General features: G+C 65.9%; 14 protein-coding genes and 1 pseudogene. 4 read left to right on the top strand and 11 right to left on the bottom strand.

From position 1 onward, the window contains the following. Positions 1–2: 2 nt before the first annotated feature. The gene (locus AB0N66_RS33630; RefSeq protein ID WP_365442157.1) at positions 3–134 is read right to left on the bottom strand and encodes a hypothetical protein; all 132 of its coding nucleotides are present in this window, start codon (positions 132–134) and stop codon (positions 3–5) included. Between the two features lies 1 nt (position 135). On the opposite strand from AB0N66_RS33630, the pseudogene AB0N66_RS33625 reads away from it, so the two are divergent. The 3 genes and pseudogenes from AB0N66_RS33625 to AB0N66_RS33615 form a co-directional block, all read left to right on the top strand. Beyond that, a pseudogene (locus AB0N66_RS33625) lies at positions 136–369 on the top strand (Uma2 family endonuclease); the annotation flags it as partial. Next, positions 366–503, top strand: a complete 138-nt coding sequence (locus AB0N66_RS33620; protein WP_365442155.1) for a hypothetical protein — start codon at positions 366–368, stop codon at positions 501–503. The pseudogene AB0N66_RS33625 and the gene AB0N66_RS33620, both read left to right, overlap by 4 nt. A gap of 60 nt (positions 504–563) precedes the next feature. Next, complete coding sequence (locus AB0N66_RS33615) at positions 564–1,787, top strand: cytochrome P450 (RefSeq protein ID WP_365442153.1); 1,224 nt, start codon at positions 564–566, stop codon at positions 1,785–1,787. Between the two features lie 99 nt (positions 1,788–1,886). Here AB0N66_RS33615 and tuf read toward each other — a convergent pair whose 3' ends face one another. The 4 genes from tuf to rpsL all read right to left on the bottom strand — a co-directional run bounded on the left by tuf (position 1,887) and on the right by rpsL (position 6,261). Next, on the bottom strand, positions 1,887–3,080 hold the full coding sequence (gene tuf, locus AB0N66_RS33610) for an elongation factor Tu (protein ID WP_365442151.1): 1,194 nt from the start codon (positions 3,078–3,080) through the stop codon (positions 1,887–1,889). A 167-nt stretch (positions 3,081–3,247) separates the two neighbouring features. Further along, entirely contained in the window at positions 3,248–5,377 is a 2,130-nt protein-coding gene (gene fusA / locus AB0N66_RS33605; RefSeq protein ID WP_365442149.1) for an elongation factor G, read from the bottom strand. Positions 5,378–5,416: 39 nt separating this feature from the next. Continuing rightward, on the bottom strand, positions 5,417–5,887 hold the full coding sequence (gene rpsG / locus AB0N66_RS33600) for a 30S ribosomal protein S7 (RefSeq protein ID WP_055517367.1): 471 nt from the start codon (positions 5,885–5,887) through the stop codon (positions 5,417–5,419). 2 nt (positions 5,888–5,889) lie between these two features. Then, positions 5,890–6,261, bottom strand: a complete 372-nt coding sequence (gene rpsL, locus AB0N66_RS33595; RefSeq protein ID WP_050372972.1) for a 30S ribosomal protein S12 — start codon at positions 6,259–6,261, stop codon at positions 5,890–5,892. 374 nt (positions 6,262–6,635) lie between these two features. Here rpsL and AB0N66_RS33590 point away from each other — a divergent pair, with 374 nt between their 5' ends. Then, positions 6,636–7,955, top strand: a complete 1,320-nt coding sequence (locus tag AB0N66_RS33590; protein ID WP_365442147.1) for a glycosyltransferase family 39 protein — start codon at positions 6,636–6,638, stop codon at positions 7,953–7,955. 175 nt (positions 7,956–8,130) lie between these two features. Here the strand turns inward: AB0N66_RS33590 and AB0N66_RS33585 are convergent, their stop codons facing one another. The 6 genes from AB0N66_RS33585 to rplA form a co-directional block, all read right to left on the bottom strand. Then, entirely contained in the window at positions 8,131–12,030 is a 3,900-nt protein-coding gene (locus AB0N66_RS33585) for a DNA-directed RNA polymerase subunit beta' (protein WP_365442145.1), read from the bottom strand. A gap of 94 nt (positions 12,031–12,124) precedes the next feature. Continuing rightward, positions 12,125–15,610, bottom strand: a complete 3,486-nt coding sequence (rpoB, locus tag AB0N66_RS33580; protein WP_365442143.1) for a DNA-directed RNA polymerase subunit beta — start codon at positions 15,608–15,610, stop codon at positions 12,125–12,127. Between the two features lie 627 nt (positions 15,611–16,237). Beyond that, positions 16,238–16,618 carry a 50S ribosomal protein L7/L12 gene (gene rplL, locus AB0N66_RS33575; protein WP_365442141.1) on the bottom strand — a complete coding sequence of 127 codons (381 nt, stop codon included), beginning with the start codon at positions 16,616–16,618 and terminating at the stop codon, positions 16,238–16,240. 110 nt (positions 16,619–16,728) lie between these two features. After that, complete coding sequence (rplJ, locus tag AB0N66_RS33570; RefSeq protein ID WP_365442139.1) at positions 16,729–17,259, bottom strand: 50S ribosomal protein L10; 531 nt, start codon at positions 17,257–17,259, stop codon at positions 16,729–16,731. Between the two features lie 335 nt (positions 17,260–17,594). Next, positions 17,595–18,443 carry a hypothetical protein gene (locus AB0N66_RS33565; RefSeq protein ID WP_365442137.1) on the bottom strand — a complete coding sequence of 283 codons (849 nt, stop codon included), beginning with the start codon at positions 18,441–18,443 and terminating at the stop codon, positions 17,595–17,597. 163 nt (positions 18,444–18,606) lie between these two features. After that, complete coding sequence (rplA, locus tag AB0N66_RS33560) at positions 18,607–19,332, bottom strand: 50S ribosomal protein L1 (protein ID WP_365442135.1); 726 nt, start codon at positions 19,330–19,332, stop codon at positions 18,607–18,609. Positions 19,333–19,365: the final 33 nt, after the last annotated feature.

The following is a 19,365-nucleotide window of genomic DNA, read 5'->3' as shown; positions in this document are numbered from 1 at the left end:
GGTCAGTGCGCAGAGGCGTACGACACGAAGTCCGCCCAAGCGGTCGGGGCGAAGGTGAGGCGGGGGCCCTCGGTGTCCTGGTCGAGGCGCTCGCCGATCGCGTGGGACGTCGAACTCGGTGCCGTCCCTCGCAAGGTGAGCAAGATGCGCGACTATCCCCTGCTCGGCATTCCCATCTACGTGATCTTCGATCCTCGTACGGGCGAGGGTGCCGTCTTCTCCGAGATCCACTCGACCCCGGCCGGCCCCCGCTACGCCACCCGCAAGGACTTCGTCTACGGCGAGGACGTCACCATCGCCGACTGGACCATCCCGACGCATGACCTGCCGCGCTACCAGAGCAAGGGCGGCGTACACCCCGAGCAGTGAGGAGAACACCACAAGCCCGCCGCCCCGGCCTGACCTCCCGCCTCGCCCACGCGCAGAGCACGCTCGATCACGAGGACCCCGACACCGCCCAGGAAGCCCTACGGGAGCTGAGCGCACGCCCCTCGCCGACGTGACCGACTCCGCCTGGACCACTCCCACGCGACACCCGGCCCTCGCCGACTAATGGTGGACCCATGGCAGAAGACACCACCACCCTGACCAGCCAGCCCCCTCCCCCCGTACGGGACTGGCCGCCCCGCGAACTGCACGCGACCGACTTCGACCCGGTGCTCGCGGAGCTGATGCGCGAGGGACCGCTGACCCGGATCCGGCTCCCCCACGGGGAGGGCTGGGCTTGGCTGGCGACCCGCCACGAGGACGTGAAGGCGATCACGAACGACCCCCGCTTCAGCCGCGCCGAGGTCGTCGACCGCCAAGTCACCCGTGTCGCACCGCACTTCAAGCCGAAGCCCGGGTCACTGGCGTTCGCCGACCAGCCCGACCACAACCGGCTCCGCAAGGCGGTGGCAGCGGCGTACACCGTGGGAGCCGTGAAGCGGCTGCGCCCCCGCGCGCAGGAGACACTCGACGCACTCGTCGAAGGCGTACTTCAGGACGGTCCCCCCGCCGACCTCATCGAGCGCGTCCTCGAACCCTTCCCCATCGCCGTCGTCTGCGACGTGATGGGGGTACCGGTCGCCGACCGGGAACAGATCCACGCCTGGACCCGGCAGATCATCTCCACCGCGGGCGGCGCCGAGGCCGCCGAGCGCGCCAAGGACGGGATGTACGGCTGGATCACCGAGGCCATCCGCGAGCGGGCCGGAAGCCAAGCCGAGGACGTCCTCTCGCTGCTCGGCGCCGCCGTCGGCCGCGGTGACATCAGCGAGGCCGAAGCGATCGGCATCGCCGGCCCGCTCCAGATCGGCGGCGAGGCCGTCACCCACAACGTCGGCCAGATGCTGTACCTCATCCTGACCGACCCCGAGCTGCTCGATCGCCTGCGCTGCCAGCCCGAGTCCCGCCCCGCCGCCATCGACGAACTCCTGCGCTACATCCCGCACCGCACCTCGGTCGGCCTGGCCCGCATCGCCCTGGAGGACATCGACATCCAGGGCGTACGCATCACCGCGGGCGACCCCGTCTACGTCTCCTACCTCGCCGCCAACCGCGACCCGGACGTCTTCCCCGACCCCGACCGCATCGACATCGACCGGGACACCGGCGCGCATCTCGCCTACGGAAACGGCCCCCACTACTGCACCGGCGCCGTCCTCGCCCGGATGCAGACCGACCTGTTGATCAACACCCTCCTCGACCGGCTGCCGGAGCTGTGCCTCGCCGTCCCCGCCGATGAGGTCCCCTGGCGACAGCGCACGATGATCCGCGGACCGGTGGCACTCCCCGTCACCTGGTGACTCCCGGAACATGGCAGAAGGGCCCGTGCGACCGAAGTCGTACGGGCCCTTCTCGGAGCTCTTGAAGGAGCTACCAGGCGATCAGGCCAACAAGCAGAACTACTTGTTGATCTTGATGACCTGGCCGGCGCCCACGGTCCGGCCACCCTCACGGATGGCGAACTTCAGGCCCTCTTCCATGGCGACGGGCTGGATGAGCGAAACGGTCATCGTGGTGTTGTCGCCCGGCATGACCATCTCCGTGCCCTCGGGAAGGGTCACAACACCGGTCACGTCAGTCGTACGGAAGTAGAACTGCGGACGGTAGTTGTTGAAGAACGGCGTGTGACGGCCACCCTCGTCCTTGGACAGGATGTAGGACTGGGCCTCGAACTCGGTGTGCGGCGTGACCGAACCGGGCTTGATGATGACCTGGCCGCGCTCGACGTCCTCGCGCTTGATGCCACGGAGGAGCAGACCGACGTTCTCGCCCGCCTGGCCCTCGTCGAGCAGCTTGCGGAACATCTCGATGCCGGTGACCGTGGTGGTGGTCTTCTCGGTCTTGATGCCGACGATGTCGACGGTCTCGTTGACCTTGAGGACACCACGCTCGATACGGCCGGTGACGACCGTACCGCGACCGGTGATCGTGAAGACGTCCTCGATGGGCATGAGGAACGGCTTCTCGACGTCACGCTCGGGCTGCGGGATGTTCTCGTCGACGGCCTTCATCAGGTCGAGGACGGTCTGACCCCACTCCTTGTCACCCTCAAGAGCCTTGAGCGCCGAGACCTTGACGACCGGAAGGTCGTCGCCCGCGTACTCGTACTCGGAGAGGAGCTCACGAACCTCGAGCTCGACGAGCTCCAGGATCTCCTCGTCGTCCACCATGTCGGCCTTGTTCAGGGCGACAACGATGTACGGAACGCCGACCTGGCGGGCCAGGAGCACGTGCTCCTTGGTCTGCGGCATCGGGCCGTCGGTGGCCGCGACCACGAGGATGGCGCCGTCCATCTGCGCCGCACCCGTGATCATGTTCTTGATGTAGTCCGCGTGACCGGGGCAGTCGACGTGGGCGTAGTGACGCGTCTCCGTCTGGTACTCGACGTGCGCGATGGAGATCGTGATACCGCGCTGGCGCTCCTCGGGAGCCTTGTCGATCTGATCGAAGGCCGAGGCCTCGTTCAGGTCCGGGTACGCGTCGTGCAGCACCTTGGTAATGGCGGCCGTGAGGGTCGTCTTACCGTGGTCGATGTGACCGATGGTGCCGATGTTGACGTGCGGCTTAGTCCGCTCGAACTTTGCCTTCGCCACTGGGTCCTCCTGCGGAGTGGTTCTGGTACGCCTTACTCATCGGCGCCAGGTGATCTTTGCTGGGATGCCGCCCGCCGGGGTTCTGTCCCGGGGACGATCGCTCGTCCCTTGGCCGGGTTGAAGCCCCGGCGGTCGGTGTCAAGCCTAAAGCGTGCAAACGGGGTGTGTTACTCGCCCTTGGCCTTCGCGATGATCTCCTCGGCGACGTTCCGGGGAACCTCGGCGTAGGAGTCGAACTGCATCGAGTAGCTTGCGCGACCCGAGGTCTTGCTGCGGAGGTCGCCGACGTAGCCGAACATCTCCGAGAGGGGCACGAGGCCCTTCACGACACGCGCACCGGCTCGCTCGTCCATGGCCTGGATCTGGCCACGACGGGAGTTGATGTCGCCGATGACGTCGCCCATGTAGTCCTCGGGCGTGGTGACCTCGACGGCCATCATCGGCTCGAGCAGCACGGGGCTGGCCCTGCGCGCACCCTCCTTGAACGCCTGCGAACCGGCGATCTTGAAGGCGAGCTCGGAGGAGTCGACCTCGTGGTAGGCACCGTCGAGAAGCGTGATGCGAACACCCGTCATCTCGTAGCCCGCCAGGATGCCGAACTGCATGGCCTCCTGCGCACCGGCGTCCACCGACGGGATGTACTCCCGCGGGATACGGCCACCGGTGACCTTGTTGACGAACTCGTACGCCGGACCGTCGGAGTCGGTGATCGGCTCGATCGCGATCTGCACCTTGGCGAACTGACCGGTACCACCGGTCTGCTTCTTGTGGGTGTAGTCCACGCGCTCGACGGCCTTACGGATCGTCTCACGGTAGGCGACCTGCGGCTTACCGACGTTGGCCTCGACCCGGAACTCGCGCTTCATACGGTCGACCAGCACCTCGAGGTGCAGCTCGCCCATACCGCCGAGGATGGTCTGGCCCGTCTCCTCGTCCGAGTGAACGTGGAAGGAGGGGTCCTCCTCCGCGAGACGCTGGATGGCTACACCCAGCTTCTCCTGGTCACCCTTGGACTTGGGCTCGATGGCGACCTGAATGACCGGCGCCGGGAAGTCCATGGACTCCAGGATGACCGGGTTCTTGTCGTCGCACAGCGTCTCACCGGTGGTGGTCTGCTTCAGGCCCATGACCGCGACGATGTCGCCGGCGCCCACCGCGTCGATCTCCTCACGCTTGTTCGCGTGCATGCGGTAGATCTTGCCGATGCGCTCCTTCTTGCCCTTGACGGAGTTCAGCACCGCGGTGCCAGTCTCCAGGCGGCCCGAGTAGACCCGGACGAAGGTGAGCTTGCCCAGGTGCGGGTCGCTCATGATCTTGAACGCGAGCGCGGACAGCGGCTCGTCCACGGACGGCTTGCGCTTGACGACCAGCTCGGGGTCCTTCACGTCGTGGCCTTCGATGGCCTCGACGTCGAGCGGGGTCGGCAGGTAGCGCACGACCGCGTCGAGCAGGGGCTGGACGCCCTTGTTCTTGAACGCGGTGCCACAGAACACCGGGGTGACCGTGATGCCGTTGGACTTGCCGGACGCGATGGTGACGCGACGGATCGCGGCGTACAGCTGCTCCTCGGTGGGCTCCTGGCCCTCCAGGAACAGCTCCATGATCTCGTCGTCGTTCTCCGCGACGGCCTCGACGAGCTTGCCGCGGTACTCCTCGGCAGCCTCGGCGTGCGTGGCCGGGATGTCGACGACGTCGTACATCTCGCCCTTGGCCGCCTCGGCGGACCACACGAGCGCCTTCATGCGGACCAGGTCCACAACGCCCTTGAAGTCCATCTCGGCACCGATCGGAAGCTGCATGATCAGCGGAACCGCACCAAGGCGGTCCTTGATCATGTCGACGCAGCGGTGGAACTCCGCGCCGGTCCGGTCGAGCTTGTTGACGAAGCAGATACGCGGCACGCCATAACGGTCGGCCTGACGCCACACCGTCTCGGACTGCGGCTCAACGCCGGCGACACCGTCGAACACCGTGACGGCACCGTCGAGGACGCGCAGCGAGCGCTCCACCTCGACCGTGAAGTCGACGTGCCCCGGGGTGTCGATGATGTTGATCGTGTAGTCGTTGTCCTCGAGCGGCCAGTGACAGGTGGTGGCAGCAGAGGTGATCGTGATGCCACGCTCCTGCTCCTGCTCCATCCAGTCCATGGTGGCAGCGCCGTCGTGGACTTCACCGATCTTGTAGCTGACGCCGGTGTAGAAGAGGATCCGCTCAGTGGTGGTCGTCTTACCCGCGTCGATGTGAGCCATGATCCCGATGTTGCGGACCCTGGCCAGGTCAAGTGAAGTGGTAGCCATAAGGCTTCGGTCTTCTCTCGGTCTCGTCGTGGGTAGCGACTACCAGCGGTAGTGCGCGAAGGCCTTGTTGGACTCGGCCATCTTGTGCGTGTCCTCGCGCTTCTTCACAGCGGCACCAAGGCCGTTGGAGGCGTCGAGAAGCTCGTTGAGCAGACGCTCGGTCATCGTCTTCTCGCGACGGGCGCGGGAGTAACCGACGAGCCAACGCAGCGCGAGCGTGCTGGCGCGACCGGGCTTGACCTCGATCGGAACCTGGTACGTCGCACCGCCGACTCGGCGGGACTTGACCTCGAGGGTCGGCTTGATGTTCTCCAGAGCGCGCTTGAGCGTGATGACCGGGTCGTTGCCGGTCTTCTCGCGCAGGCCCTCCATGGCGCCGTAAACGATGCGCTCAGCGGTGGAGCGCTTGCCGTTCATCAGCACCTTGTTGATGAGGGAGGTCACCAGAGGGGAACCGTAGACCGGGTCGATGATGACCGGGCGCTTCGGGGCGGGGCCCTTACGAGGCATTTCTACTTCTCCTTCTTGGCGCCGTAGCGGCTGCGGGCCTGCTTGCGGTTCTTGACACCCTGGGTGTCAAGCGAACCGCGGATGATCTTGTAGCGAACACCGGGCAGGTCCTTCACACGGCCGCCGCGCACGAGCACGATCGAGTGCTCCTGCAGGTTGTGTCCCTCACCCGGAATGTAGGCGGTGACCTCGATCCCGCTGGTCAGACGCACACGCGCGACCTTACGCAGGGCCGAGTTCGGCTTCTTCGGGGTGGTCGTGAACACACGCGTGCAGACACCGCGCCGCTGGGGCGAGCCCTCGAGCGCGGGCGTCATGTTCTTCTTGACCTTGTCCTGCCGGCCATTCCGGACCAGCTGCTGGATCGTAGGCACTACTTCTCCGGTTTCTGTGTGCCGAGTGGTGTAGCTAACCTGGAACATCGCCGACCCACGCGGTCGGGTGTGTCGAAGCCTGCAGACTCCCGCCGAAAGGCGAGAAGAGCGCAGATTCACGGTGGCCGCTTACGGCTTCCCGTGCGGTTCGAAGGCACGCACGGGAGCCAGGGCACACCCCAGGCACAAGGTATGAGCGTACCTACCTCATTCGCTGTGGTCAAAACAAATGCCCAGCGGCCGACACTCCGGGGGTTCCGGACGGGTCCGGACAGGGATGTGCGAGTCTGTCGCGATCTTACGTACAGACAGTTCACAACCACCGGGACAGTGAGTCACGCTCTGACTCCGGTGGCAGGACGGGGGGAACCGTCATGAGCACGATCTCCGACGACGCGGCGACGGACGGCGACGCGATCACGGATTGCGACATACCGAACAAGGGGCGGAGGTGGTGGGCGCCGCAGGAGTGGCGGCCCCGAATATCCGCCGGCCGCCTCACCCTACCGGCAGGCGCACGACCGTACGCCGCCCCGCTGATCCTCTACGGCGTCACCAAGCTCATAGGGCTCGGCGTCTTCGCCTGGCTGCTGGAAAGCGCCGGCGAGTACCACAAGAAGAACCCGCGCTTCGGCGGCGGCGCCCACTGGTGGGACGTGCTCGCCAGCTGGGACGGCTGGTGGTACCTCCAGGTCGCCGAGAAGGGGTACGACCCCCGCCCGCTGGAGCGGCTCGACCCGGGCGGCATGTTCACGGTCAAGCAGAACTCGGTCGCCTACTTCCCCCTCTACCCGGCTCTGATCCGGACGGTGTCCGAGATCACCGGCCTGGGCCTGTTCGGGGCCGGACTGCTGGTCTCGGTCCTGACGTCGTTCGTCGCCGCCGCCGGCATCTACGCCGTGATCTCCCTGCTCGCCGGGGCCCGCGCGGGCACGATCGCCGCCGGGCTGTGGGCCGTGGCGCCCGGCGCGGGCACCGAGTGGGCGGTGTACTCGGAGTCCCTGTTCGTGGCGATCGCGGTCTGGTGCTGCTACAGCGTGATGAAACGCCAATGGGTGGCGGCCGGGCTGCTCGCCTTCGTCGCCGGGCTCAGCAGGCCGACGTCCGCCGCGCTCATCGGCGCCGTGGGACTGGCCGCGCTGGTGACGCTGGCGCGGCGCGAGAGCAGACGAGAACACGGAGTCGCGGGCCCGGTGTACGCCATGGTCGCCGCGCCGCTCGGTCTGCTCACCTACATCACCTGGGTCGGCCTCAGCATGGGCGACCTCACGGCGTACTTCACCCTCCAGAAGGAGGGCTGGGCGCACTACTTCGACTACGGCCACCACACCTTCGACGTCCTGGGCAACACCGCGGTCGGCAAGCACGACTACATCTTCGCCTTCACCGTCCCGGACCTGATCGCCGTACAGCTGGTACTGGCCCTGCCCTTCCTGATCGCGCTGATGCTGCGCAAGCGACCGCCCCTGGTACTGATCGCCTACACCCTGGCCGGCATCGTCTCCGTGCTCGGCACCCAGCAGATGTTCGGCAACACCTCGCGCTACCTGCTCCCCTGCTTCCCCCTGCTCATCGCCCCGGCCGCGGCGATGAGCCGCCTCAAGCTGCCGAGCCTGGTGGTCTTCTTCACGACGGCCGCGGTGGCGTCGGGGTGGTATGCGCACTACGTGATCTTCGAGCTGGGGATTCCATAGATGCTGGGGATTCCATGGATGCTGGGGATTCCATGGATTCCGTGCGGCGGACGAGCCACAGAGCAGCCCTCGGCGGGCACTGAAGGGCCCTTACAGGCCCTGGACCCCCGAGGACACGCCGAAGGGCGGCCACCCCGTACGAAACGGAGTGGCCGCCCTTCAGCAGACGTACGCCTTACTGGTTGTACGGACCGTAGTCGTAGTCCTCCAGCGGAACGGCCTGGCCGGAGCCCGTGCCGAACGGCGAGTAGTCGATGTCGTCGTAGCCGACGGCCGAGTACATCGCGGCCTTGGCTTCCTCGGTCGGCTCGACCCGGATGTTGCGGTAGCGGGACAGACCCGTACCGGCCGGGATGAGCTTACCGATGATGACGTTCTCCTTGAGGCCGATCAGGGAGTCGGACTTGGCGTTGATCGCCGCGTCCGTCAGAACCCTGGTCGTCTCCTGGAAGGACGCCGCCGACAGCCACGACTCGGTGGCGAGCGAGGCCTTGGTGATACCCATCAGCTGCGGACGGCCGGAGGCGGGCTGACCGCTCTCCTGGACCACACGACGGTTCTCGGTCTCGAACTTCGAACGCTCGACCAGCTCGCCGGGCAGCAGCTCCGCGTCGCCCGACTCGATGATCGTCACACGGCGCAGCATCTGCCGGATGATGATCTCGATGTGCTTGTCGTGGATCGACACACCCTGCGAGTTGTAGACCTTCTGGACTTCGCCGACCAGGTGGACCTGGACCGCGCGCTGACCGAGGATCCGCAGCACGTCGTGCGGGTTGGTGGCACCGAAGGTGAGCTTCTGGCCCACCTCGACGTGGTCACCCTCACGCACCATGACCTTGGCACGCTTCGAGATCGGGAACGCCGTCTCGTCGCTGCCGTCGTCCGGGGTGACGACGATCTTCTTGGTCTTCTCGGTCTCCTCGATACGGATGCGGCCGGCCGCCTCCGAGATCGGGGCGACACCCTTGGGCGTACGAGCCTCGAAGAGCTCGACGACACGGGGCAGACCCTGGGTGATGTCGTCACCGGCCACACCACCGGTGTGGAAGGTACGCATCGTCAGCTGGGTACCGGGCTCACCGATGGACTGGGCGGCGATGATGCCGACCGCCTCACCGATGTCGACCAGCTTGCCGGTGGCCAGCGAACGGCCGTAGCACATGGCGCAGGTGCCGACGGCGGACTCGCAGGTCAGGACCGAGCGGGTCTTGACCTCCTCGATGCCGTGCTTGACGACCTCGTCGATGAGGACGTCGCCCAGGTCGGTGTTGGCCGGAGCCAGCACCACACCGTCGACGACGATGTCCTCGGCCAGCGCACGTGCGTACACGCTGGTCTCGACGTTCTCCGCCATGCGCAGCACACCGTCCGCGCCGCGCTCCGCGATCTTCAGCTTGAGGCCACGGTCGGTGCCGCAGTCCTCCTCGCGGATGATGACGTCCTGCGACACGTCCACCAGACGACGGGTCAGGTAACCCGAGTCGGCGGTACGCAGGGCGGTGTCCGCCAGACCCTTACGAGCACCGTGAGTCGAGATGAAGTACTCGAGCACCGACAGGCCTTCGCGGAAGGAGGCCTTGATGGGGCGCGGAATCGTCTCGTTCTTGGCGTTCGACACCAGACCACGCATACCGGCGATCTGACGCATCTGCATCATGTTTCCTCGGGCACCCGAGTCAACCATCATGAAGATGGGGTTGGTCTTCGGGAAGTTCGCGTTCATCGCCTCGGCAACCTCGTTGGTCGCCTTGGTCCAGATCGCGATGAGCTCCTGCGTGCGCTCGTCCTTGGTGATCAGACCGCGCTCGTACTGCTTCTGGACCTTCTCGTCCAGCGCCTCGTAGCCCTTGACGATCTCCTTCTTCGCCTCGGGAACGACGATGTCGGAGATGGCCACGGTGACGCCGGAACGGGTCGCCCAGTAGAAGCCGGCCGCCTTCAGGTTGTCGAGCGTCGCCGCCACGATGACCTTGGGGTAGCGCTCGGCGAGGTCGTTGACGATCTCGGAGAGCTGCTTCTTGCTGACCGCGTAGTCGACGAACGGGTAGTCCTCGGGCAGCAGCTCGTTGAAGAGCGCGCGGCCCAGCGTCGTACGGAGACGGAAGACATCTCCCTGCTGCCACTCCGACTCGCCCTCTTCGCGGACCGGCGGCACCCAGCCACGCGGCGGGATGGTACCCACCGGGAAGCGGATGTCGACGGCCGACTGGAGCGCGAGCTCGCCGGCGTCGAACGCCATGATCGCCTCGGCCGTGGAGCCGAAGGACCGGCCCTCGCCCTTGACGTCACGCAGCTCGCCGTCCGTGGTCAGGAAGAACAGACCGAGGACCATGTCCTGGGTCGGCATCGTGACCGGGCGGCCGTCGGCCGGCTTCAGGATGTTGTTCGAGGACAGCATCAGGATGCGGGCCTCGGCCTGCGCCTCCGCGGAGAGCGGCAGGTGCACGGCCATCTGGTCACCGTCGAAGTCCGCGTTGAACGCGGTGCAGACGAGCGGGTGGATCTGGATGGCCTTGCCCTCGACCAGCTGCGGCTCGAAGGCCTGGATGCCGAGGCGGTGCAGCGTCGGCGCACGGTTCAGCAGAACCGGGTGCTCGGCGATGACCTCTTCCAGGACGTCGTACACGACCGTGCGGCCGCGCTCGACCATGCGCTTGGCGCTCTTGATGTTCTGCGCGTGGTTGAGGTCCACGAGCCGCTTCATCACGAACGGCTTGAAGAGCTCCAGCGCCATGGCCTTGGGCAGACCACACTGGTGCAGCTTCAGCTGCGGACCGACGACGATCACGGAACGCGCGGAGTAGTCCACACGCTTGCCGAGCAGGTTCTGACGGAAACGACCCTGCTTGCCCTTGAGCATGTCACTCAGGGACTTCAGCGGGCGGTTACCCGGACCGGTGACCGGACGGCCACGACGACCGTTGTCGAACAGCGCGTCGACGGCCTCCTGAAGCATGCGCTTCTCGTTGTTCACGATGATCTCGGGGGCGCCGAGGTCAAGGAGTCGCTTCAGACGGTTGTTGCGGTTGATCACGCGGCGGTACAGGTCGTTCAGGTCGGAGGTCGCGAAGCGGCCACCGTCCAGCTGCACCATCGGACGCAGGTCCGGCGGGATGACCGGGACACAGTCGAGGACCATGCCCTTGGGCTTGTTGCTGGTCAGCAGGAACGCGGAGACGACCTTCAGGCGCTTGAGCGCACGGGTCTTCTTCTGGCCCTTGCCGGTACGGATGATCTCGCGAAGCCGCTCGGCCTCTTCGTTCAGGTCGAAGGACTCCAGGCGCTTCTGCAGCGCCGCGGCACCCATCGAACCGTCGAAGTACGTGCCGAAGCGGTCACGCAGCTCGCGGTAGAGGAGCTCGTCGCCCTCCAGGTCCTGGACCTTGAGATTCTTGAAGCGGCTCCACACCTCGTCGAGACGGTCGATCTCGCGCTGCGCACGGTCACGCAGCTGCTTCATCTCACGCTCGGCACCTTCGCGCACCTTGCGGCGTACGTCGGCCTTGGCGCCCTCGGCCTCAAGCTCGGCCAGGTCGCCCTCAAGCTTCTTGGCACGGGATTCGAGGTCGGAGTCGCGACGGTTCTCGACCTGCTGACGCTCGACGGAGACGTGCGCCTCCAGCGAGGGCAGGTCACGCGTGCGCCGCTCGTCGTCGACGTACGTGATCATGTACGCCGCGAAGTAGATGACCTTCTCCAGGTCCTTCGGAGCGAGGTCGAGAAGGTAGCCAAGACGCGACGGAACGCCCTTGAAGTACCAGATGTGGGTGACAGGCGCGGCCAGTTCGATGTGGCCCATCCGCTCACGACGCACCTTGGCGCGAGTGACCTCTACGCCACAGCGCTCACAGATGATGCCCTTGAAGCGGACGCGCTTGTACTTGCCGCAGTAGCACTCCCAGTCCCGGGTCGGACCGAAGATCTTCTCGCAGAAGAGTCCGTCCTTTTCGGGCTTGAGCGTGCGGTAGTTGATGGTCTCAGGCTTCTTGACCTCGCCGTGGCTCCACTGACGGATGTCGTCAGCGGTGGCCAGACCGATCCGGAGCTCATCGAAGAAGTTGACGTCGAGCACTATGCGTCAATCCCTCTCAGGGTTGTAAGTCTTAGGGGTCTGATACGGGGGTCCTGGGGCCGGCGGGCTCATCCCTGAGCCCGCCGGACTCCCGTCAGACCTCTTCGACGCTGCTCGGCTCGCGCCGGGACAGGTCGATGCCGAGCTCCTCCGCCGCGCGGAAGACGTCCTCGTCGGTGTCGCGCATCTCGATGGACATGCCGTCCGAGGAAAGCACCTCCACGTTGAGGCACAGGGACTGCATCTCCTTGATGAGCACCTTGAAGGACTCGGGGATGCCGGGCTCTGGGATGTTCTCGCCCTTGACGATGGCCTCGTAGACCTTCACGCGGCCGGTGACGTCGTCGGACTTGATGGTCAGCAGTTCCTGGAGGGCGTACGCGGCGCCATAAGCCTCAAGCGCCCACACCTCCATCTCACCGAAGCGCTGGCCACCGAACTGGGCCTTACCACCCAGCGGCTGCTGAGTGATCATCGAGTACGGACCGGTCGAACGGGCGTGCAGCTTGTCGTCGACCAGGTGGTGCAGCTTGAGGATGTACATGTAGCCGACCGAGACCGGCTCCGGGAACGGCTCGCCGGAGCGGCCGTCGTACATCCTCGCCTTGCCGGTCGGGAGCACCATGCGGTCGCCGTCGCGGTTCGGGATGGTGTGCTGGAGCAGACCGGCGAGCTCGTCCTCACGCGCACCGTCGAAGACGGGGGTGGCGACGTTGGTACCCGGAGCGACCACGTCGGCACCGATGGCCTGCAGGCGCTGCGCCCAGTCCTCGCCGAGCCCGGAGACGTCCCAGCCGCGGCTGGCGAGCCAGCCGAGGTGGATCTCCAGGACCTGTCCCGGGTTCATTCGGGACGGGACACCGAGGGGGTTGAGGATGATGTCGACCGGGGTGCCGTCCTCCAGGAACGGCATGTCCTCGATCGGCAGGATCTTCGAGATGACGCCCTTGTTGCCGTGGCGGCCGGCGAGCTTGTCACCGTCCGTGATCTTGCGCTTCTGCGCCACGTAGACACGAACCAGCTGGTTCACGCCCGGCGGCAGCTCGTCGCCCTCTTCACGGTCGAAGACGCGGACACCGATGACCTTGCCGATCTCACCGTGCGGCACCTTCAGCGAGGTGTCGCGCACCTCGCGCGCCTTCTCACCGAAGATCGCGCGGAGCAGACGCTCCTCGGGGGTCAGCTCGGTCTCACCCTTGGGCGTGACCTTGCCGACGAGGATGTCGCCGGCGACGACCTCGGCACCGATACGGATGATGCCGCGCTCGTCGAGGTCGGCGAGGACCTCCTCGGAGACGTTCGGGATGTCCCGGGTGATCTCCTCGGGGCCGAGCTTGGTGTCACGGGCGTCGACCTCGTGCTCCTCGATGTGGATCGAGGAGAGGACGTCGTCCTGCACGAGGCGCTGCGACAGGATGATCGCGTCCTCGTAGTTGTGACCCTCCCACGGCATGAACGCCACGAGCAGGTTCTTGCCGAGCGCCATCTCGCCGTTCTCGGTCGCCGGACCGTCGGCCAGAACCTGACTGGCGACGACCCGGGCGCCCTCGTCCACGACAACCTTCTGGTTGACGGACGTGCCCTGGTTGGAGCGGGAGAACTTCGCGAGGCGGTACGTGGTGTACGTACCGTCGTCGTTGGCCGTGGTGATGTAGTCCGCGGAAACCTCCTGGACCACACCGTCCTTCTCCGACTTGAGTACGTCACCGGCGTCGACCGCACAGCGGTACTCCATGCCGGTGCCGACCAGCGGCGCCTCGGACTTGATGAGCGGCACGGCCTGACGCATCATGTTCGCGCCCATGAGGGCACGGTTGGCGTCGTCGTGCTCCAGGAACGGGATCATCGCGGTCGCGACCGACACCATCTGGCGCGGCGAGACGTCCATGTAGTCGACGTCGTCACCGGGGACGTAGTCGACCTCTCCGCCACGACGGCGGACCAGCACGCGGGACTCCTCGAACCGAAGCTCTTCGGTGAGCGGCGCGTTGGCCTGCGCGATGACGAATCGGTCCTCTTCGTCAGCCGTGAGGTAGTCGACCTCGTCGGTGACGACACCACCGGTGACCTTGCGGTACGGGGTCTCGACGAAACCGAACGCGTTGATCCGGCCGTAGGAGGCGAGCGAGCCGATCAGGCCGATGTTCGGGCCTTCGGGGGTCTCGATCGGACACATGCGGCCGTAGTGCGACGGGTGTACGTCACGGACCTCGAAGCCGGCCCGCTCACGGGACAGACCACCGGGGCCGAGCGCGTTCAGACGGCGCTTGTGCGTAAGACCCGACAGCGGGTTGTTCTGGTCCATGAACTGCGACAGCTGGCTGGTGCCGAAGAACTCCTTGATGGAGGCGACGACCGGCCGGATGTTGATCAGGGTCTGCGGCGTGATCGCCTCGACGTCCTGAGTCGTCATGCGCTCGCGGACGACGCGCTCCATACGAGCCAGACCCGTGCGGACCTGGTTCTGGATGAGCTCGCCGACGTTGCGCAGACGACGGTTGCCGAAGTGGTCGATGTCGTCGGTCTCGACGACGATCGAGGTGCCGTTGGGACCAACGGTCTCGGTCTCACCGGCGTGCAGCTTCACCAGGTACTTGATCGTCTCGATGATGTCTTCGACGGTCAGGATCCCGGCGTCCAGCGGGGCTTCGCCGCCCAGCTTCTTGTTGACCTTGTAACGGCCGACGTTGGCCAGGTCGTAGCGCTTGGGGTTGAAGTAGAGGTTCTCGAGCAGCGTCTGCGCGGCCTCACGGGTCGGCGGCTCGCCGGGACGCAGCTTGCGGTAGATGTCGAGCAGCGCGTCGTCCTGGCCCTGGGTGTGGTCCTTCTCCAGGGTGGCGCGCATGGACTCGTACTCGCCGAACTCCTCCAGGATCTGCTCGGTCGTCCAACCGAGAGCCTTCAGGAGAACGGTGACGGACTGCTTGCGCTTGCGGTCGATGCGGACACCGACCATGTCGCGCTTGTCGATCTCCATCTCCAGCCAGGCACCCCGGGACGGGATGACCTTGACCGAGAAGATGTCCTTGTCGGACGTCTTGTCGATGGAGGAGTCGAAGTAGACACCCGGCGAACGGACCAGCTGCGTCACGACGACACGCTCGGTGCCGTTGATGACGAAGGTGCCCTTGTTGGTCATGAGCGGGAAATCGCCCATGAAGACCGTCTGGGACTTGATCTCGCCGGTCTCGTTGTTGGTGAACTCGGCGGTGACGAAGAGTGGCGCGGAGTACGTGAAGTCACGGTCCTTGCACTCGTCGATCGAGTTCTTGGGAGGCTCGAAGCGGTGGTCGCGGAACGTCAGGGACATCGACCCGGAGAAGTCCTCGATCGGCGAGATCTCCTCGAAGATCTCTTCCAGACCTGACTTGGTGGGGACGTCCTGTCCACTGTCCAGAGCCGCCTCGACACGAGCCTTCCACGAGGCATTGCCGAGCAGCCAGTCGAAGCTCTCGGTCTGCAGCGCAAGAAGGTTCGGAACCTCGAGGGGCTCCTTGATCTTTGCAAAGGAAATGCGCAGCGGGGCGGTGCTGGCGCCGTTGTTCGTATTCGCGGTCGAGGCAGTGCGCGAGGCGGCCAAGAGGGGGTCCTTCCGAGGGCTCGGACTCACTACGCGCGTACCGGTCCATGTCGGACACAGAGATTGAGGCGTTCCCGATTCAGCCGAAAAAGGCCAGGTCAGGGACGATCCAATCGTCAGTGTTCGTACACGAGTATGCCCCTGGTGACGGGCAGGAGGCAGCTAACAGGCAGCGCAAAGGGTCAGTGTAGCCACTAGGCCCACTGATGTCCAGTGCGGGTTTTTGAAGACCCTCGTTGTTCTCAACCCCTGCTGCAAGCCACGCCCTCGATGCACATCGATACTGCCCTCTTCGCCACCGATCCATGCCTCGGATCCGGATCGTTGTGACGACGCGTCCTGAGAATTGCGCGCTGCGTGCGGTTCGTCAAGGCCTCCCATGCCCAAACCGAGTGCAGCGATTGTCACGCACCGCCTGTCTTGCAGCCCGTCACTGGGGCGGCCGGAGGCACAACGAAGATCACCTTACTCGTCGCGACCACCAGCGCAAGGCAGCCGCTTGCGGACCCCCTGGAACGCCGAAGAGCGACCACCCAGTTGGGTGATCGCTCTTCGGTGCGTCAGCGTTACAGCGCTACGTGAGCGGCTGTGTCAGCGCGCTGGAGTCCGGTGGGGACTCGCGAGGTGTTACTTGACCTCGACGCCGGCGCCGGCGCCCTTGAGGGACTCGGCAGCCTTCTCGGCGGCCTCCTTGGTGACCTTCTCAAGGACGGGCTTCGGAGCGCCGTCGACGAGGTCCTTGGCCTCCTTCAGACCCAGCGAGGTCAGCTCACGCACGACCTTGATGACCTGGATCTTCTTCTCGCCGGCACCCGTGAGGATGACGTCGAACTCGTCCTGCTCGGCCTCGGCCTCGACCGGCGCAGCGGCGGCGGCGGGACCGACGGCGACCGCGGCGGCGGCGGTGACGTCGAACTTCTCCTCGAAGGCCTTTACGAACTCGGCAAGCTCGATGAGGGTGAGGTTCTCGAACTGCGCGAGCAGCTCTTCCTGGGACAGCTTCGCCATGATGGCGTCCTTCCACTAATTCGGCAGGTGCCGGTATGTACTGGTGAGGCGGGCGTACGTTCGGCCCGCTGCGACCGTCGCCTCAGGCGGCGGTCAATGCGCGAGCCGAATTACTCGGCACCGCCCTGCTCGTCCAGCTTGACGCGAAGCGCTTCCGCAGTGCGGACGAACTTCGACGGCAGCGCCTGGAAGAGCGAGGCAGCCTGAGACTGCTTGCCCTTGAAGGCACCGGCCAGCTTGGAGAGCAGAACCTCGCGGGACTCGAGGTCCGCAAGCTTCTTGATCTCGTCGGCGGACAGCGCCTTGCCATCAAGGACACCGCCCTTGATGACGAGGTTGGGGTTGTCCTTGGCGAAGTCACGAAGACCCTTCGCCGACGTCACCGGGTCACCGGTGATGAAGGCGACCGCCGTCGGACCGTTGAACAGGTCGTCGAGCGTAGAGATCCCGGCCTCGTTGGCCGCGATCTTGGTCAGCGTGTTCTTCACCACGGCGTACTGGGCGTCTTCACCGAGCGAACGACGCAGCGTCTTGAGCTGCGCCACGGTGAGACCCCGGTACTCGGTCAGCACAGCGGCATTCGAGCTGCGGAACTGGTCCGCGAGCTCGGCTACCGCGGCAGCCTTGTCGGGCCTTGCCATAAGCGTGGCCTCCTTCCGGGTGATGAGGACCGCTCAGAAGGGGCTGAGAAAAACGAAACGCCCCGGCGCAGGCGCACGGGGCGTAGCTCGACCAGAATTCCTTGAGAGAATTCCAGGAACATATCCACAGTCACCTACGCGGGTCGTCCGCAGTTTCAGCGGATCCTTCGGTCACCTTGCCCTCTTACGAGCACAAGACAACGACCAGCGGTCTTTGGCTTCTCCGGAAGAGTACGTGAACGGTCGCGCGTCAAGCAAATCCGCCCGTAAGCAGTCCTCGGCGGCTTCGCTCCGGCGCGCTCAGGAAGTGGCGCCCTGCGGCCACAGCAGCTCCTTTACAGCAGCTCCTTGAAGTCGGCCGTGTCGCTCGCCGGGGGCTCCTGGGCGGCGACCTGCACGCCGTAGTCGCTGTAGTACGCCGTCGCGGACATCGAGCCGGTCGTCAGCTCGCCCTTCTCGACCTTCTTGACCAACAGGTCGTCTCCGTTGACCCAGACGTCGATTTTCTCCGTGGTGACGCCGGCCTGTTCCAGCTGCTCCTTGAGGGCGTCGGCGCCTTTGAGGTCCGCCACGTTCACCGTGCCCGAGTAGTGCGTGGTCCGCTCGCCGCGCACTTCCTCCTCGCCGACCTTGTGCACGTCCCTGGAGACGAGCAGGAGCTTGACCGGTGGGAGCGGGGCGGTGTTCGCGAGTTGTTCCTTCAGATACGTCCCCGAGCCGCCCGGGAGGCTCTCCAGGTCGTCGTAGGCGTACTTGATCCAGTGCTTGCCGTGCATCTGGGCCGCGAATCCGTCGCCGACCTTCGCGTAGTAGGCGTCGGGCAGCAGCCGGGCCTCCATCGACGTACTGCCCAGTTCCCGCATGGTTTCGGCCAGTTGACCGCCCGTGTAGGTGAGCCGGAGCCTGCCGGTCGAGGCGCCGGCCCAGCCGAGGGCGCCGTCCGTCTTCATCGAGAGCATGTCGCCCATGACCGTGGTGGAGGCGATCCTGGCGGAACCCGCCTTGCCGGTGGCCTTCTCGGCGGCCCGCAGCGCGGCCACCGAACCGGCGTCGGCACTCGCGGTCTCTGCGGGGGTCTCCTCGGCGTGACTGTCCGAGTCCCCCCAGAGGCCGCACGCGACGACCGTGGTCAGCGCGGCCAGCAGTGCGGTCGGGAGTATCCCTCGCCCCACTGTTCTGTGCATCGTCCGTGCCCCCCTTGTGCGCCCCGTGAGGTCCAAGCTAACTCCGGTGCGTGGCACCGGTGGCGGTATCCCCTCGAACGGCAACGGGCCCCGCACCTCGAAAGGTTGCGGGGCCCGTGTCAGATACGCGTACGCGACGCGGTCACCGGGGTGAGCGGGAGGCTCAGACGGCGGCCGGGTCCTCCTCGACGAGGAGGTTGCGGGTGCGGTTCGGGTCGAGCGGAATGCCGGGGCCGATCGTGGTGCTGATCGCGGCCTTCTTGATGTAGCGACCCTTGGCGGCCGACGGCTTCAGACGAAGGATCTCGTCCAGCGCGGCGCCGTAGTTCTCCACCAGCTTGGTCTCGTCGAACGAGGTCTTGCCGATGATGAAGTGCAGGTTCGAGTGCTTGTCGACGCGGAACTCGATCTTGCCGCCCTTGATCTCGGTCACGGCCTTGACCACGTCCGGGGTCACGGTGCCGGTCTTCGGGTTCGGCATCAGACCACGCGGGCCGAGGACTCGGCCGAGGCGGCCGACCTTGCCCATGAGGTCGGGGGTGGCGACGACGGCGTCGAAGTCCAGACGGCCCTTCGACACCTCGTCGATGAGCTCGTCGGAGCCGACGATGTCGGCTCCCGCGGCGAGTGCGGCCTCGGCACGGTCACCGGTCGCGAAGACCAGGACCCGGGCGGTCTTACCGGTGCCGTGCGGGAGGTTCACGGTGCCACGGACCATCTGGTCGGCCTTGCGCGGGTCGACACCCAGACGGAAGGCGACCTCGACGGTGCCGTCGAACTTCGAGGTGGAGGTCTCCTTGGCGAGACGGACGGCCTCGAGCGGGGCGTAGAACTTCTCCCGGTCGATCTTGGCGTCCGCAGCGCGGAGAGACTTGCTGCGCTTGCTCACTGCTTCTCCTGATGTGTTCTGAGGAGTCGTGGT

This window comes from Streptomyces sp. NPDC093544, from assembly GCF_040683495.1.
In the GTDB taxonomy this organism is placed as follows: Bacteria; Actinomycetota; Actinomycetes; order Streptomycetales; family Streptomycetaceae; genus Streptomyces.
This window is presented reverse-complemented; position numbering and strand designations above follow the sequence as displayed.

What these genes read in the sequence shown, in the direction of transcription:
- AB0N66_RS33615 (WP_365442153.1), top strand. Translation starts at nt 564, where the DNA reads ATGGCAGAAGACACCACCACCCTGACCAGCCAGCCCCCTCCCCCCGTA.
- fusA (WP_365442149.1), bottom strand. Translation starts at nt 5,377, where the DNA reads ATGGCTACCACTTCACTTGACCTGGCCAGGGTCCGCAACATCGGGATC.
- rpsG (WP_055517367.1), bottom strand. Translation starts at nt 5,887, where the DNA reads ATGCCTCGTAAGGGCCCCGCCCCGAAGCGCCCGGTCATCATCGACCCG.
- AB0N66_RS33590 (WP_365442147.1), top strand. Translation starts at nt 6,636, where the DNA reads ATGAGCACGATCTCCGACGACGCGGCGACGGACGGCGACGCGATCACG.
- rplL (WP_365442141.1), bottom strand. Translation starts at nt 16,618, where the DNA reads ATGGCGAAGCTGTCCCAGGAAGAGCTGCTCGCGCAGTTCGAGAACCTC.
- rplJ (WP_365442139.1), bottom strand. Translation starts at nt 17,259, where the DNA reads ATGGCAAGGCCCGACAAGGCTGCCGCGGTAGCCGAGCTCGCGGACCAG.
- AB0N66_RS33565 (WP_365442137.1), bottom strand. Translation starts at nt 18,443, where the DNA reads ATGCACAGAACAGTGGGGCGAGGGATACTCCCGACCGCACTGCTGGCC.